This window comes from Pseudomonas sp. Irchel 3F3, from assembly GCF_900187545.1.
GTDB lineage: Bacteria > Pseudomonadota > Gammaproteobacteria > Pseudomonadales > Pseudomonadaceae > Aquipseudomonas > Aquipseudomonas fortuita.
Genome location: NZ_FYDS01000005.1, coordinates 269,919 through 285,665 on the forward strand (window position 1 = coordinate 269,919; position 15,747 = coordinate 285,665).

A 15,747-nucleotide genomic window follows, 5' to 3' on the forward strand; every position below is an offset into this window, starting at 1 on the left:
ATCTCCTGATGCCGAGCGGCAAGTACACGGTAGAACAGGCTGCGCGCATTCACACAGCCCCGGCCCCCATGGACATCATTGCGCCATCGGGGTTCCGGCCCGCAACCGCATCAATCGCGGAAGTTGTTGAACTGCAGCGGCATGTCGAATTCCTTGGTGCGCAGCAGCGCAATGGCTTCCTGCAGGTCGTCACGCTTCTTGCCGGTGACCCGCACCTGCTCACCCTGGATGGCGGCTTGCACTTTCAGCTTGCCATCCTTGATGGTGGCAACGATCTTCTTCGCCAGGTCTTTGTCGATGCCTTCGCGGAATTTGGCTTCCTGCTTCTTTTCCTTGCCGGAAGGGTACGGGTCCTTGGTTTCCAGGCACTTCACGTCGATCTTGCGCTTGACCAATGCAAGGCGCAGGATTTCCAGCATCGCTTCGAGCTGGAATTCTTCCTCGGCGGTGAGCATCACGGTCTGATCTTTGTCCTTGAACTCAAAGGTGCCCTTGCCTTTCAGGTCGTAACGGCGATCAAGTTCCTTGATGGCGTTATCAACGGCGTTCTGCACTTCGTGCTTGTCCAGTTCCGATACCACGTCGAACGAAGGCATGGTTGTTCTCCCAAAATAAAAGCGCGCTCAGGCTGAAGATGGAGCGCGCTGGGTTTGACGGTTAAAATGCGGACTCATTATAACGGGTTGCGAAACGCATATGAGCAGCACCTGGCATATTCTCGGCGCCGGTAGCCTGGGCAGCCTATGGGCCTGCCGCCTGGCGCGCACAGGCAAGGCAGTGCGCCTGATCCTGCGTGACGGGCAACGGCTGCAGGCTTATCAGCAGGCTGGCGGCCTGACACTGGTCGAACAGGACCACTCCCAGCACTACGCCATCCCTGCCGAAACCGCGCAGGCACAGGGCCCCATCCACCGCCTGCTGGTGGCCTGCAAGGCCTACGACGCAGCCCCGGCGATCGCCAGTGTGGCAGCGCGTCTGGCCGAGGGGGCCGAAGTACTGTTGCTGCAAAACGGCCTGGGCAGCCAGGACGAAGTGGCCGACCTGGTGCCCCACGCACGCTGCATCTTCGCCTCCAGCACTGAAGGGGCCTTTCGCGAGGGGGGCTGGCAGGTGCGCTTTGCCGGCCACGGTTTCAACTGGCTGGGCGACCCACGCAACCCGACAACACCCGCCTGGTTCGATGACCTGCACCAAGCCGGCATACCTGCCGAGTGGACGGTCGATATCCTCACCCGCCTGTGGCGCAAGCTGGCGCTCAACTGCGCCATCAACCCGCTGACCGTGCTACACGAATGCCAGAACGGCGGGTTGCTTGGGCACCTGGCTGAAGTCGATGCGCTGTGCGCCGAACTGGTCCAGTTGCTGCGGCGCTGCGGCCAGCCGCAAGCGGCAGATGAGCTCAGCGAAGAAGTGCAGCGGGTGATCCTTGCCACCGCAGCCAACTACTCTTCCATGTATCAGGATGTGCGCGCGGGCCGACGCACCGAGGTGCACTACCTGCTCGGCCATGCCTGTCGGGCGGCCGGGCGCCACGGCCTGCAACTGCCACAGCTTGAACACTTGCTGCAGCGCCTGGTCGATAACTTGCGCATGCGTGGCTTGCCCTGCGACTGACGCGCCCCTTTCAACCGGATACGGACATTGCCTAGCCCATGACCTTGCGCCAACGCCTGGAAAACCTCCCGGTCGGGCAGAAGCTGCTGGCGGCCCTGCTGGTATTGCTGGTGACCATCCTGCTGGTGGCCAACCTCACCTTCATTAGCGCCGCCTACTGGATCACCCAGGAAAGCATGGCGCCGCAGGCACTGCAGACCATCGGCCGGCTGGTGGCCAACCCGCAGCTGGCGGCCCGCGCTGGCGACACCCCGGAAACCGCCAGTGCCCTGCTCAAGGAACTGGACAGCTACACGCCGCTACGCGCCGCCGCTGTCTACGGCGGCGACGGGCGTATGCTGGCACAACTGCAGCATGGCGAGCCGCTGGCCCTGCCCAAGCGTTTTCGCAACATAGACGGCTGGCGCCTGATGGAGTTTCGCAGCACCCAGCTGATCCGCATACCGCGCGACGCCAACCCGCCTGCACACCTGCTGCTGGTGGCCAGCAGCGAGCTGCCCATGGCGTTCTACACCGGCACACTGAGCGCCAGCCTGGGCATACTGGTGTTCAGCATCCTGCTGTGGATTGTGGTCGCCCGGCAGATAAAACGCCTGATCACCCAGCCGATCAACCAGCTCGAAGAGCTCAGCCGCCAGGTCACCCGCGAAGAGAGCTACGCCTTGCGGGCCAAGCGCGGCAACGACGACGAAATCGGCAGCCTGGCCGAAGCCTTCAACACCATGCTCTCGCGCATCGAAGGCCGCGAGCAGCAGCTAAAACGCGCACGAGACGAATTCCAGAGCGCCTACGACCAGGCCCAGGGCCTGGCCGAGGAAACCCGCCATACCAACCGCAAACTTGAGTTGGAAGTGCAGGTGCGCAGCAAGATCGAGAAAAAACTCACAGGCTTCCAGAACTACCTCAACAGCATCATCGACTCGATGCCCTCGGCGCTGATCGCCCTCGACGAACAGCTCTACGTGACCCAGTGGAACCACGAAGCCACGGTGCTTTCCGGTACGCCACTGGACGAAGCGCTGAACCAGCCAGTATTCATTGCCTTCGAGCCGCTCAAGCCGTTCTTGCCACAGTTGAAGGAAACCGTGGAAAAGCACCGCGTCGCGAAAATCGAGCGGGTCACCTGGCCCAAAGGCGATGACCTGCGCCACTACGCTTTGACCTTCTACCCCCTGACCGGCGGCGGTGGGCGCGGCGTGGTGATCCGTATCGATGACATTACCCAGCGCCTGTCGCTGGAAGAGATGATGGTGCAATCCGAAAAGATGCTCTCGGTCGGTGGACTGGCGGCGGGCATGGCCCACGAGATCAACAACCCGCTGGGCGCCATCCTGCACAACGTGCAAAACATTCGCCGACGCCTGTCGTCCGAGCTGCCGCGCAACCAGGAGCAGGCCGAAGAGCTGGGCATCGACCTGGCCACGGTCAACCGCTACCTGGACAGCCGTGAGGTGCCACAGTTGCTCGATGGCATTCAGCAGGCCGGTGCCAGGGCAGCGAAGATCGTTACCCACATGCTCAGCTTCAGCCGCCGCAGCAACCGCCAGTTGGCGCCGTGCGACCTGCCGGCACTGATCGACCAGGCGGTGGAAATTGCTGGCAATGACTTTGACCTGGCCATCGGCTTCGACTTCAAGGGCCAGGCCATCGTGCGCCAATTCGACCCGGAGTTGGGCCCTGTGCCATGCACCGCCAACGAACTGGAACAGGTACTGCTCAACCTGCTGAAAAATGCGGCTCAGGCCATCCACGTGCGGCCACAGCCCAGCGAGCCCGGGCGCATCACCCTGCGCACCCGGCTGAACCCGCCATGGGCGGAAATCCAGGTCGAGGACAATGGCGTCGGCATGCCCGAGGCGGTGCGCAAACGCACCTTCGAGCCGTTCTTCACCACCAAGGAAATCGGCCAAGGCACCGGCCTGGGCCTGTCGGTTTCGTATTTCATCATCACCAACAACCACAAGGGGCAGATGGAAGTGCAGTCCACGCCCGGCCAGGGCACCTGCTTTACCCTGCGCCTGCCCCTTGGCCAGCCGGCGACACCGGCCAACACGGAGAAGTGACATGGGCTACCGCCTGTCGAAGATCTACACACGCACCGGCGACACGGGCGAAACCGGCCTGGGCGACGGACGCCGGGTGCCCAAAGACCACCCGCGGATCGAGGCAATTGGCGAGGTGGACAGCCTGAACAGCCAGTTGGGCTTGCTGCTTGCGGGGCTGGACGAGCAAGGCCTGGACGAGGTGAGCGCCGTGCTGATGCCGTGTCAGCACCGCTTGTTCGACCTGGGCGGTGAGCTGGCGATGCCGAGCTACCAGGCATTGACCCTGGCGGAGGTGGAACGCCTGGAAGCAGCCATCGATGTGTGGAACGAAGAGCTGGGGCCGTTGAAGAACTTCATTTTACCCAGTGGTTCGGCGCTGGTGGCGCAAGCGCATGTGTGCCGCAGCCTGGCGCGCAGTGCAGAGCGACGTTGTCAGCAGTTGAATGCCGTGGAGCCACTGGAAGGCGTTGGGTTGGCGTATATCAACCGGCTTTCCGATCTGTTGTTCGTGGCGGCGCGGATCATCGGGCGGCGCCAGGGGGTGGATGAGGTTTTGTGGCAGCCTGCCGAGAAACCCAAAGGCTGATATTTCTGGGGCTGCTTTCAGCCCATTCGCGGGACAAGCCCGCTCCCACAGGTACCTCACTGCCCTGAGGTTCGGCGCATTACCTGTGGGAGCGGGCTTGCCCCGCGAATGGGCGGCGCAGCCGCCCCTGTTACAGGCAACTCACCTCTCGGGCCAGAACGCCCGGATCCCGGCAACACCCTGTGCCCCGGCTTCCCAGGCTTGCTCGCGCTGATCAGGCCCTACCCCACCCAGCAGGTAGACCGGTTTGTTGAACCCGGCTATCAACCGCTGCGCCTCATCCCACCCTAGCGGCACTGCCTCAGGGTGGGTCTGGGTCGCCTGCACCGGCGACAAGGTGACAAAGTCCACGCCCATCTGCTCCGCCAGCGCCAGCTCCTCGGCGCTATGGCAGGACGCTGCCAGCCAGCGCTCATTGGGAAATGGCCGGCCCTTGGCCGCGTACTTGCGCAGTTGCGCGGCCGTCAGGTGCCAGCCGGCCGCAGGGAAGTCACCCAGCCACTCCAGCGGCCCCTTGAGCATCAGCTGTGCCTTGCCTGCACACAGCCCGACTGCATCCACCGCGACATCGCGATACTTGGGGTCGTACATGTCCGGCGCCCGCAGCTGGATCAGGCGAGTACCGTTGGCCACCGCCTTCTGGATGCCCTTGAGCATCTGTGGCACTTCCAGGCCATCCGGGGTAATCAGGTACTGATCCGGCAGCCGCGCCGCAGCAACGATGGGCTTGTTGGCTTCAGGAAATTCATAGTGCGACAGATCCCGCGGGGCCACCCACTCCAGCGGCTGCCCTTCTGCGCCATGAGGTGCGCCCGTGAACGCTTCGACCTCGCGCACGTCCAGCAGCACCTGTTTGTCCGGGTAGTCATGGCTGACCTTGATCAGTGCACGCGAACGGGTCACCTCGATGCCCAACTCTTCGCGCAGCTCACGGGCCAGGGCCGCTTCAACGCCTTCGCCCTCTTCCACCTTGCCGCCGGGAAACTCCCACAGGCCGCCCTGGTGCTGGGTATCGGCTCTGCGTGCAATCAGAATGCGGCCGTCAGTACCTCGAATGACCGCCGCTACAACATGTATCCGTTTCACCCTTCACGCTCCGCCAGGCCGGCCTGCTGCCACGCCTGGAAGGCTGGCCACTGATAAATGGTTTCGATATAGGCTGCCGCCTCTGCCGGCACCTCCACGCGGTAGCTGCGCAGGCGCACGGCCACCGGGGCGAAGAAGGCGTCGGCCAGGGTCGGCTTGCCGAACAGGAACGGGCCGCTGTCCTTGGCCACCACGCGGCATTCGGACCACAGCGCGACGATACGGTCGATGTCGACCTGCACGTCCAGCGGCACAGTGTCGAGGGCCTGGTCACGCGACAAGTCGAACGGCATGGCCCCGCGCAGGGCAAAGAAACCGCTGTGCATCTGCGCGCAAGCCGAACGGGCCTGGGCGCGGGCGGCTGCGTCAGCAGGCCACAGTTGAGCGTCGGGGTGCTGTTCGTTGAGGTATTCGGCGATGGCCAGAGAATCGGCGATCACACCGTGCTCGCTCTTGAGCAACGGCACCTTGCCAGTGGAGGAAAATGCAAGGATACGCTGACGAGTATCAGGCTGGTTCAGCTTGATCACGGTTTCTTCGTAGGGCACGCCAGCCAGCTCGAGGGCCAGGGCGCCACGCAGCGACCAGGAGGAATACAGCTTGTCGCCGATGATCAGGTGATAGCTCATGGTTCGGCTCCATCAGGTTTGTATTGCAAAACCCGCAGGCTGCTGCGCAGCCTTTCGCGGGCAAGCCCGCTCCTACAAGGACCGCACCGCTCCTACAGGCCTTGCAAAACCTGTGGGAGCGGGCTTGCCCGCGAAGAGGCCTTCGGATCAGTAGATCAAGTACGGTATTCAGCGTTGATCTTCACGTACTCGTGGGACAGGTCGGTGGTCCAGATGGTTTCGCTGCACTGGCCACGGCCCAGTTCGATACGGATGGTGATCTCTTCCTGGGCCATCACTGCCGAACCCTGTGCTTCGGTGTAGCTCGGGTCGCGGCCACCTTTGCTGGCGATGCACACGCTGTCCAGGTACACGTCGATCAGGCTTACATCCAGCTCAGGCACGCCAGCACGGCCAACGGCGGCCAGGATGCGGCCCCAGTTCGGGTCGGAGGCGAACAGGGCGGTCTTGATCAATGGCGAGTGGGCCACGGCATAGCCGACATCCAGGCATTCCTGGTGGTTGCCACCACCGTTGACCTGCACGGTCACGAACTTGGTGGCGCCTTCGCCGTCACGGACGATGGCCTGGGCCACTTCCATGCACACTTCGAACACCGCCTTTTTCAGGGCTTCGAACAGCGCGCCGCTGGCTTCGGTGACCTCTGGCAGGTTGGCCTTGCCGGTGGCAATCAACATGCAGCAATCGTTTGTCGAGGTGTCGCCATCGATGGTAATGCGGTTGAACGACTTGTTGGCGCCGTCCAGCATCAGGTCCTTGAGTACCGCCGGGGCAACCTTGGCGTCGGTAGCGATGTAGCCGAGCATGGTGGCCATGTTCGGGCGGATCATGCCTGCACCCTTGCTGATGCCGGTGACGGTAACGGTCACGCCATCGTGCTGGAACTGGCGGCTGGCACCCTTAGGCAGGGTATCGGTGGTCATGATGCCGGTGGCAGCTTCCGCCCAGTGGTTTTCCGACAAGTTGTCGAGGGCAGCCTGCAGTGCACCTTCGATCTTCTCGACCGGCAGTGGCTCGCCGATCACGCCGGTGGAAAACGGCAGTACAGACTCGGCCGGCACGCCAGCCAGCTCGGCCAGCTTGGCGCAGGTACGTTCGGCTGCGGCCAAGCCTGGCGCGCCCGTGCCTGCGTTGGCGTTACCGGTGTTGGTCAGCAGGTAGCGCACGGTGCCCTGTACACGCTGCTTGGCCAGGATCACCGGTGCTGCGCAGAAGGCGTTGAGGGTAAACACACCAGCCACGCTGGAGCCTTCGGCACAGCGCATGACCACCACATCCTTGCGCCCCGGGCGCTTGATGCCGGCAGAAGCGATGCCGAGTTCAAAACCCGGTACCGGGTGCAGGGTGGGCAAAGGACCAAGACCAACAGCCATTAGAGCGCTCCTAGAAAAACGGTGAAGTGATGATGGAAGAGCGGGGCCGCTTCGCGCCCCATTCGCGGCACAAGGCCGCTCCCACAAGGGCATCGCAGCCTTCCGGTCGGGCGCGGTCCCTGCAGGAGCGGCCTTGTGCCGCGAATGGGCCGCAAAGCGGCCCCAGTTTGTCACGTTACAGCAATGAATCAGATCACTCGATCTGCCCGTGGCAATGCTTGAACTTCTTGCCCGAACCACACCAGCACGGCTCGTTGCGGCCCAGTTTCTGGTCGTTACGCACTGGCGCTGCGGCCACCGCCACTTCGGCGCCCTCCTCGCTCAGTTGCTCGCTTTCCAACCCTGGGGCAGGGGCATGCTGGAACTGCATGCGGCTGGCCAGTTCCTCGGCCTCGCGGCGAAGGCGTGCTTCCTCCTCGATCGGATCTTCGCGGCGAACCTGAACGTGCGACAGCACGCGGATGGTGTCGCGCTTGATCGACTCGAGCAGCTCCTGGAACAGGCTGAACGACTCGCGCTTGTACTCCTGCTTCGGGTTCTTCTGCGCATAGCCACGCAGGTGAATACCGTGGCGCAGGTGGTCCATGGTCGACAGGTGGTCTTTCCACAGGTCGTCCAGCACGCGCAGCAGGATCTGCTTCTCGAAGGTACGCAGGGCTTCGATACCGGCCTGGTCTTCCTTCTCGGTGTAGGCAGTGGTGATCTCGTTCAGCAGCTTCTCGCGCAGGGTTTCCTCGTAGAGGTGATCGTCCTCATCGAGCCACTGCTGGATCGGCAGTTTCATGGCGAAATCGCTGGCCAGCGAGGCTTCCAGACCGGCCACATCCCACTGCTCTGGCAGCGACTGCGGCGGGATGTGCTGGCTGATGGTAGCGTCCAGCACTTCCTTGCGGAATTCGACGATGGTGTCGCCGATGTTCTCGGCGGCCAGCAGGCTGTTGCGCATGTGGTAGATCACCTTGCGCTGTTCGTTGGCCACGTCGTCGTATTCGAGCAATTGCTTACGGATGTCGAAGTTGCGGCCTTCAACCTTGCGCTGGGCTTTCTCGATCGCGTTGGTGACCATGCGGTGTTCGATGGCCTCGCCCGACTGCATGCCCAGTGCCTTCATGAAGTTCTTCACCCGGTCAGAGGCGAAGATGCGCATCAGGCTGTCTTCCAGCGACAGGTAGAAGCGGCTGGAGCCCGGGTCACCCTGACGGCCCGAACGGCCACGCAGCTGGTTGTCGATACGGCGCGACTCATGGCGCTCGGAGGCGATCACGTGCAAGCCGCCCGACTCGATCACTTGCTGGTGACGCTTCTGCCAGTCGGACTTGATCTGGGCGATCTGTTCGGCGGTCGGGTTTTCAAGGGTGGCCACTTCGGCTTCCCAGTTACCACCCAACAGGATGTCGGTACCACGGCCGGCCATGTTGGTGGCGATGGTCAGTGCGCCTGGGGCACCAGCCTGCGCGATGATCTCGGCTTCCTTCTCGTGGTACTTGGCGTTCAGGACCTTGTGCTCGATACCTTCCTTGAGCAACAGGTTCGACATGTGCTCGGAGGTTTCGATGGTCGCAGTACCCACCAACACCGGGCGGCCCTGGGTCATGCTTTCCTTGATGTCGGCAATGATCGCGGCGTATTTCTCGTCGGCGGTCAGGTACACCAGGTCGTTGAAGTCCTTACGTGCCAGCGGCTTGTTCGGCGGGATCACCATCACGTTGAGGCCGTAGATGGACTGGAACTCGAACGCTTCGGTGTCGGCGGTACCGGTCATGCCGGACAGCTTGGTGTACAGGCGGAAGTAGTTCTGGAAGGTGGTCGAAGCCAGGGTCTGGCTCTCGGCCTGGATATTCAGGTTTTCTTTTGCCTCGATGGCCTGGTGCAGGCCCTCGGACAGGCGACGGCCCGGCATGGTGCGGCCGGTGTGCTCGTCAATCAGCAGGACCTGGCCGTCCTGGACGATGTACTCGACGTTGCGGTGGAACAGCTTGTGCGCGCGCAGGCCAGCGTAAACGTGGGTCAGCAGGCCCAGGTTGTGCGCTGAGTACAGGCTCTCGCCCTCGGCCAGCAGGCCGGCCTGGGTGAGCATTTCTTCGATGAACTGGTGACCGGCTTCGTTGAGCTCGACCTGGCGGCTCTTCTCGTCGATGGTGAAGTGGCCTTCCTGGGTGACCTGGCCTTCCACTTCTTCGATATGCTGGGTCAGGCGCGGGATCAGGCGGTTGATCTCGATGTACAGCTTGGAGCTGTCCTCAGCCTGGCCGGAGATGATCAGCGGGGTGCGTGCTTCGTCGATGAGGATGGAGTCGACTTCGTCGATCACGGCGAAGTTCAGCTCACGCTGGAACTTCTCTTCCTGGCTGAACGCCATGTTGTCGCGCAGGTAGTCAAACCCGAATTCGTTGTTGGTGCCGTAGGTAATGTCGGACGCATAGGCGGCACGCTTTTCTTCTGGCGGCTGGAAGGCCGAGACGATACCGACCGACAGGCCGAGGAACTCGTACAGCGGACGCATCCAGTTGGCGTCACGGCGGGCCAGGTAGTCGTTGACGGTGACCACGTGCACGCCCTTGCCGGACAGTGCGTTCAGGTACACGGCCAGGGTACCGACCAAGGTCTTGCCTTCACCGGTGCGCATTTCTGCGATCATGCCCTCGTGCAGGGTCATGCCACCGATGAGCTGCACATCGAAGTGGCGCATGCCCATCACACGCTTGCCGGCCTCTCGGGCCACGGCGAAAGCTTCAGGCAGCAATTGGTCCAGTGTCTCGCCTTTGGCCAGGCGCTCCTTGAACTCTGCGGTCTTGCCCCGCAGTTGCTCGTCGGAGAGGGCCACCATCTTCTCTTCGAAGGCATTGACGATACTCACCGTCTTGAGCATGCGTTTCACTTCACGCTCGTTCTTGCTTCCAAAAAGTTTTTTTAACAAAGGCGCAAACATATCGGCAGGATCTTCCACACGTAGGGATGGAGGGCGGCCCCATGAGTCGCCCGTGCAGCCCTGAGGCCGCATGCGAACGAGCATTCTACCCGGAAACGATGGTGAGGAAAGTGGTGGATTTCCACGATGCTATTACAGCGTTTTGGCAGGGGCTTGTCTTAGATAGGGGCATTCTCCGTGAGTTCAAGGCTTGGCAACATGAAAGCTATCGAGAATTGGTCTTATCTGGCCTGCACTGGGGAATGCCTGTAATAGCGGGCAAGCCCGTGAAGAGGCCGGCACCGGCTACAGAGGTGTTAAACTGCTGACCTTGAACCTCATGCACAGTCCCATGGCCTACAAACCCTCCCCTGCCCAGCCGCCCTCCGCACTGCTGCGCCAGGTCCGCCCGCTGCGCCTGCTGCTGAACCAGGCCGAGCGCCTGGAGCACCTGCAACGCCTGCTGGAAAGCCAGCTGCAACCCGCTGCCCGCGAGCACTGCCATGTCGCGTCATGGCGCGATGGCACCTTGCTGCTGGTTGTGACCGACGGCCATTGGGCAACCCGCCTGCGCTACCAGCAGAAGCGCCTGCTGGCGGCATTGCAGGCCATGGAGGCGTTCGGCAACCTCAGGCGCATCCTGTTCAAGGTGCAGCCACCGCTGGTGCCGGCCAAGCGTGGCCTAAACACCACCGAGCTGTCGGCCAATGCCGCGCAGAGTATTCGCGGTTCCGCTGAAGGCATTACCGACGAGAAGCTGCGCGCCGCATTGGAGCGTTTGGCTAACAATGCTTCGCGCAAAAAAAAGCCTTCAGAATAAAACAAGCTAAAAAACCTGCACTTTAAGACTGACAATTTTACCAGTAGCCGGTAGGTTTTGGAGATGGTTTATTGAGCGTTCTTAACCCAGGAACTGCATCATGACCCTGCCCACGACTGACTATAGCGAACATACAACTTTCACTGACAAGGCATACAACGGCTGGAACGCAATACGCAGCGGACACTCATTAACATTCAACACCGCAAATCAAAGCAACATTTATGTTGAATATGACTCGCCGCCAAACCTCCCACCGCTTCCCCGACACGATGGCGTGCTGCTGATCCAGAAGACGATAAGCGGTCTGGTCCAGGGACACCTCTACTCTATCAGCTTGCGTGTCAAGCGATTCCCCAAGGACCCCGTCCCACACCTCACCTGGTACATAGACGATACTGTCCAGCATCGCTCAAAGCTTGAAAACCACCAGGACTGGCAACGTTTCGTTGTCGACTTCCGCGCGACATCCCCGACTCATACCCTGACACTTGGCAGTTTCGAGCCTGACAATACGCATGTGCATTTCGCTTTCGACGATATCCGCATTTACCCGCACGTACTGCATATCAATTTCGAGGAGCAACCTGGCGAGCAGCTCATTCTACCCGGGCAATCACTCGTACTTCCGCATTTTACGCTGCACCATCTTAGTAGCAATTATGGCTCTAAAACAGGCATTGAGAAAGTCAATGAAACCGTCGAAAACATGGCTGAGGGAAAGGCAATTGTACTTTCCAAAGGCCAAAGTTCCGACAGCAATAAAATCGCACTGGATCTGAACGGTGAGTACGGGTACATGCAGTTCGCCTGGAGCCTGATTCATTACGAGGGGTCCGTGAGTTTCTTCACCTCGACTGAGCCAGACCCGCTGAAAACGATCAACTTGGCGAGCGACGGCACACCCAAGCACTTTCTGGTGAGTTTCCGGTCGCCGTACGGCAAGCCAATCACACGCGTGGAGTGCACCTCGACAGACCACAGTTACATCGATTTCATCCTGCTGAAAACCCATGCTGTCCTGAGTGCCTACGACAGAGATAGCCACGACGCATAACCCCAAGCACGCTTGGGGAACTCAGCGAATAAAAAAGGCCACCCGAGGGTGGCCTTAATCACTAGAGAGAGTGCTCGAACTTACACGGCCGCAACAGGGCGCATATAAGAGATCGGTGCCGTGCTGGCATCTTCGAACGTGACCACTTCCCAGGCATCGGTTTCAGCAATCAGCTTGCGCAACAGCTGGTTGTTCAGCGCGTGGCCGGACTTGAAGCCCTTGAACTCGCCAATCAGGCTGTTGCCCAGCAGGTAAAGGTCGCCAATGGCGTCGAGGATCTTGTGCTTTACGAATTCGTCTTCGTAACGAAGGCCGTCCTCGTTGAGCACGCCGTCCTCATCGACCACGATGGCGTTCTCGACACTGCCACCCAATGCAAGGTTGTGCTTGCGCAGGTACTCGATGTCACGCATGAAGCCGAAAGTACGCGCGCGGCTGACTTCTTTCACAAACGAGGTGCTGGAGAAGTCGACGCTGGCGCTCTGGGTCCGGTTGCGAAGCACCGGGTGATCGAAGTCGATCTCGAAGCTCACCTTGAACCCTTCGAAAGGCAGGAACGTGGCGCGCTTGTCGCCCTCTTCCACGGTTACCTCACGCAGGATGCGGATGAACTTCTTGGCTGCGTCCTGCTCTTCCAGGCCGGCAGACTGAATCAGGAATACAAAGGGTCCGGCGCTGCCATCCATGATCGGCACTTCCGAGGCGGAGAGCTCGACGTAGGCGTTATCGATGCCCAGGCCCGCCATGGCGGAGAGCAGGTGCTCGACCGTATCGACCTTGACGTCACCGTTGACCAGCGTCGTCGACATGGTTGTCTCGCCGACGTTGGCCGCACGCGCAGGGATCTCGACCACAGGGTCAAGGTCGGCGCGGCGGAAGACGATGCCGGTGTCAACAGGTGCGGGCTTGAGGGTCAGGTAAACCTTCTCCCCAGAGTGCAGACCGATACCTGTGGCACGGATGGTATTCTTCAGGGTGCGTTGTTTAATCATGGCATTGGCCGCTTCAGCGCAAATTGCGAACAGGTATCAACAAAGGCTGGGGATGATAACAGACCCAACCTTTGATGAATACCAATCACCTTTATACCCCTGATAAATTCCATTAATCAGCCTGACGACGCAGGAAAGCCGGGATATCAAGGTAGTCCAGGTCATCCTGAGGGTTCAGTTTAGCGGCTGCAGCAGCACCTGCATGGGCCTGATTGCGCATCACGGTCGGGCGCTCCAGGTCACGGTAGTTGACCGCTGGCTGCTCCTGGCGTACCGGCGCAGGATTGGACGCCTCGTATGCCTGCTGAGCGGTCTGCAGGGTGTTGTCGACCACTTTGACCGGCTTCTCGATGCGCGCGCCCAGGCCAGTGGCCACAACGGTAACGTGCAGCTCGTCGCGCATGTCCGGGTCGATCACGGTGCCGACCTTGACCATGGCGTGGTCAGAGGCGAAGGCTTCGATGATGCTACCCACATCGGAGTACTCACCCAGCGACAGGTCCGGACCTGCGGTGATGTTCACCAGGATGCCACGGGCGCCCTGCAGGTTGACGTCTTCCAGCAATGGGTTGCGGATCGCCGCTTCGGTGGCTTCACGGGCGCGGTTCGGGCCGCTGGCACAGCCAGTACCCATCATTGCCATGCCCATTTCGCCCATCACCGTACGCACGTCGGCGAAGTCGACGTTGATCATGCCTGGGCGTTTGATGATGTCGGAGATGCCGCGAACGGCACCGGCCAGCACATCGTCGGCCTTGGCAAAGGCAGACAGCAAGCTGGCATCCTTGCCCAGGATGGTCAGCAGTTTCTCGTTGGGAATGGTGATCAACGAGTCGACGCTTTCAGCCAGCATGCGGATGCCTTCATCGGCGATCTGCATACGTTTGCGGCCTTCGAACGGGAACGGACGGGTCACCACGGCTACGGTGAGAATGCCCATTTCCTTGGCCACTTCGGCAATGATCGGCGCTGCACCGGTACCGGTACCGCCACCCATGCCAGTGGTGATGAACACCATGTTGGTGCCCTGCAGTACCTCAGCGATGCGCTCACGGTCTTCCAGCGCAGCCTGACGGCCCACTTCCGGATTGGCACCGGCACCCAGGCCCTTGGTCACGCCAGTGCCCAATTGCAGGATGGTGCGCGCGCCAATGCTTTTCAGCGCCTGGGCATCGGTGTTGGCGCAGATGAATTCCACGCCCTCGATGCTGCTCTTGACCATGTGGTTGACGGCGTTGCCGCCACCACCACCAACGCCGATCACCTTGATGACCGGGCTTTGCGGGACGTTGTCTACGAGCTCGAACATTTTCCCTCTCCTTACAGTTCTCTAGTTGTTGCGCCTACCACTACTGCTTTGAAACTTAGAAGTTGCCCTGGACCCACTTCTTGAAGCGCTCAAGCACTGGGGCCTTCGGTTCATCGCCATAGCTGTTGTTGCTGCTGTTTGTGTTACCGGTCAGGATCAGGTCCTCGGACTGCTTCAGCAGACCGTAAGTGAGCAAGCCCACGCCGGTGGAATAGATCGGGTTGCGAACCACGTCGCTCAGCCCCCGAACGCTGTGCGGTACACCCAGGCGTACCGGCATGTGGAAGATTTCCTCGGCCAGTTCCACGGCACCTTCCATCTTCGCGGTGCCACCGGTGAGTACGATGCCGGCTGGCACCAGGTCTTCGTAGCCGCTGCGGCGCAGTTCGGCCTGAATCAGGGTGAAGAGCTCGTCGTAACGTGGCTCTACCACTTCAGCCAACGCCTGACGCGACAGCTCGCGCGGTGGGCGGTCGCCCACGCTCGGCACCTTGATGGTTTCGCCGGCGCCAGCCAGTTTGGCCAGGGCACAGGCGTAGCGGATCTTGATTTCTTCGGCGTACTGGGTAGGGGTACGCAGGGCCATGGCGATGTCGTTGGTCACCTGGTCGCCGGCAATCGGGATGACCGCGGTGTGACGGATGGCGCCTTCGGTGAAGATGGCGATGTCGGTGGTACCGCCACCGATGTCCACCAGGCAAACACCCAGCTCTTTTTCATCGTCGGTCAGCACCGAGTAGGCCGAGGCCAGCTGCTCAAGGATGATGTCGTCAATTTCCAGGCCGCAGCGGCGTACGCACTTCTCGATGTTCTGCGCCGCGTTGACTGCGCAAGTGACCACGTGGACCTTGGCTTCCAGACGCACGCCAGACATGCCCAGCGGTTCGCGCACGCCTTCCTGGTTGTCGATCACGTAGTCCTGCGGCAGGGTGTGCAACACGCGCTGGTCGGCCGGAATCGCCACAGCCTGGGCAGCGTCGAGTACACGCTCCAGGTCGGCCAGGCTGACCTCGCGGTCGCGGATGGCGACGATGCCGTGGGAGTTCAGGCTGCGGATGTGGTTGCCGGCCACCCCGACGAAAGCCGAGTGGATGCGGCAGCCGGCCATCAGCTGCGCTTCTTCGACGGCGCGCTGGATCGACTGCACGGTGGACTCGATGTTCACCACCACGCCTTTCTTCAGGCCGCGGGACGGATGGGTGCCGATCCCGACGATTTCCAGGGTGCCGTCTTCGCCCACTTCGCCCACCAGCGCCACCACCTTGGAGGTGCCAATGTCCAGCCCGACGATCATTTTGCCGCTATGCGCGTTTGCCATGGTCCTGCCT

The 15,747-nt window shown here is 61.3% G+C and carries 13 protein-coding genes; 5 read left to right on the top strand and 8 right to left on the bottom strand.

Features of this window, described 5'->3' with window-relative positions; all coding sequences use genetic code 11:
* Positions 1–110: 110 nt before the first annotated feature.
* Positions 111–596 carry a YajQ family cyclic di-GMP-binding protein gene (locus tag CKW35_RS12515; protein WP_016488946.1) on the bottom strand — a complete coding sequence of 162 codons (486 nt, stop codon included), beginning with the start codon at positions 594–596 and terminating at the stop codon, positions 111–113.
* A gap of 100 nt (positions 597–696) precedes the next feature.
* On the opposite strand from CKW35_RS12515, the gene CKW35_RS12520 reads away from it, so the two are divergent.
* The 3 genes from CKW35_RS12520 to CKW35_RS12530 are packed head-to-tail and all read left to right on the top strand — an operon-like array spanning position 697 to position 4,245.
* A complete protein-coding gene (locus CKW35_RS12520; protein ID WP_095116042.1) occupies positions 697–1,614 on the top strand; it encodes a putative 2-dehydropantoate 2-reductase in 918 nt (305 codons plus the stop codon).
* 38 nt (positions 1,615–1,652) lie between these two features.
* Positions 1,653–3,677 (top strand): ATP-binding protein, encoded by a 2,025-nt coding sequence (locus CKW35_RS12525; RefSeq protein ID WP_016488948.1) that lies wholly within the window; start codon positions 1,653–1,655, stop codon positions 3,675–3,677.
* Between the two features lies 1 nt (position 3,678).
* Positions 3,679–4,245, top strand: coding sequence for a cob(I)yrinic acid a,c-diamide adenosyltransferase (locus CKW35_RS12530; protein ID WP_016488949.1), 567 nt, complete (start codon positions 3,679–3,681; stop codon positions 4,243–4,245).
* Between the two features lie 141 nt (positions 4,246–4,386).
* On the opposite strand, the gene CKW35_RS12535 is transcribed toward CKW35_RS12530, so the two are convergent.
* The 4 genes from CKW35_RS12535 to secA form a co-directional block, all read right to left on the bottom strand.
* On the bottom strand, positions 4,387–5,331 hold the full coding sequence (locus tag CKW35_RS12535; protein WP_016488950.1) for a Nudix family hydrolase: 945 nt from the start codon (positions 5,329–5,331) through the stop codon (positions 4,387–4,389).
* The gene (locus tag CKW35_RS12540) at positions 5,328–5,960 is read right to left on the bottom strand and encodes a glutathione S-transferase family protein (RefSeq protein ID WP_023048840.1); all 633 of its coding nucleotides are present in this window, start codon (positions 5,958–5,960) and stop codon (positions 5,328–5,330) included. The genes CKW35_RS12535 and CKW35_RS12540 overlap by 4 nt, the downstream gene beginning before the upstream one ends.
* A 155-nt stretch (positions 5,961–6,115) precedes the next feature.
* On the bottom strand, positions 6,116–7,333 hold the full coding sequence (gene argJ, locus CKW35_RS12545; protein WP_060517478.1) for a bifunctional glutamate N-acetyltransferase/amino-acid acetyltransferase ArgJ: 1,218 nt from the start codon (positions 7,331–7,333) through the stop codon (positions 6,116–6,118).
* Positions 7,334–7,526: 193 nt separating this feature from the next.
* On the bottom strand, positions 7,527–10,262 hold the full coding sequence (gene secA / locus CKW35_RS12550; protein ID WP_016488953.1) for a preprotein translocase subunit SecA: 2,736 nt from the start codon (positions 10,260–10,262) through the stop codon (positions 7,527–7,529).
* Between the two features lie 331 nt (positions 10,263–10,593).
* Between secA and CKW35_RS12560 the strand changes: the two genes are divergently transcribed.
* Both CKW35_RS12560 and CKW35_RS12565 read left to right on the top strand, forming a co-directional pair.
* Positions 10,594–11,061 carry a DUF721 domain-containing protein gene (locus tag CKW35_RS12560; protein ID WP_023048838.1) on the top strand — a complete coding sequence of 156 codons (468 nt, stop codon included), beginning with the start codon at positions 10,594–10,596 and terminating at the stop codon, positions 11,059–11,061.
* A gap of 100 nt (positions 11,062–11,161) precedes the next feature.
* On the top strand, positions 11,162–12,118 hold the full coding sequence (locus CKW35_RS12565) for a hypothetical protein (RefSeq protein WP_016488956.1): 957 nt from the start codon (positions 11,162–11,164) through the stop codon (positions 12,116–12,118).
* Positions 12,119–12,198: 80 nt separating this feature from the next.
* Here CKW35_RS12565 and lpxC read toward each other — a convergent pair whose 3' ends face one another.
* The 3 genes from lpxC to ftsA all read right to left on the bottom strand — a co-directional run bounded on the left by lpxC (position 12,199) and on the right by ftsA (position 15,737).
* Positions 12,199–13,110 carry a UDP-3-O-acyl-N-acetylglucosamine deacetylase gene (gene lpxC / locus CKW35_RS12570; RefSeq protein WP_016488957.1) on the bottom strand — a complete coding sequence of 304 codons (912 nt, stop codon included), beginning with the start codon at positions 13,108–13,110 and terminating at the stop codon, positions 12,199–12,201.
* Between the two features lie 112 nt (positions 13,111–13,222).
* Positions 13,223–14,419, bottom strand: a complete 1,197-nt coding sequence (ftsZ, locus tag CKW35_RS12575) for a cell division protein FtsZ (RefSeq protein ID WP_016488958.1) — start codon at positions 14,417–14,419, stop codon at positions 13,223–13,225.
* Between the two features lie 55 nt (positions 14,420–14,474).
* The gene (gene ftsA, locus CKW35_RS12580; protein ID WP_016488959.1) at positions 14,475–15,737 is read right to left on the bottom strand and encodes a cell division protein FtsA; all 1,263 of its coding nucleotides are present in this window, start codon (positions 15,735–15,737) and stop codon (positions 14,475–14,477) included.
* Between the last annotated feature and the right edge of the window lie 10 nt (positions 15,738–15,747).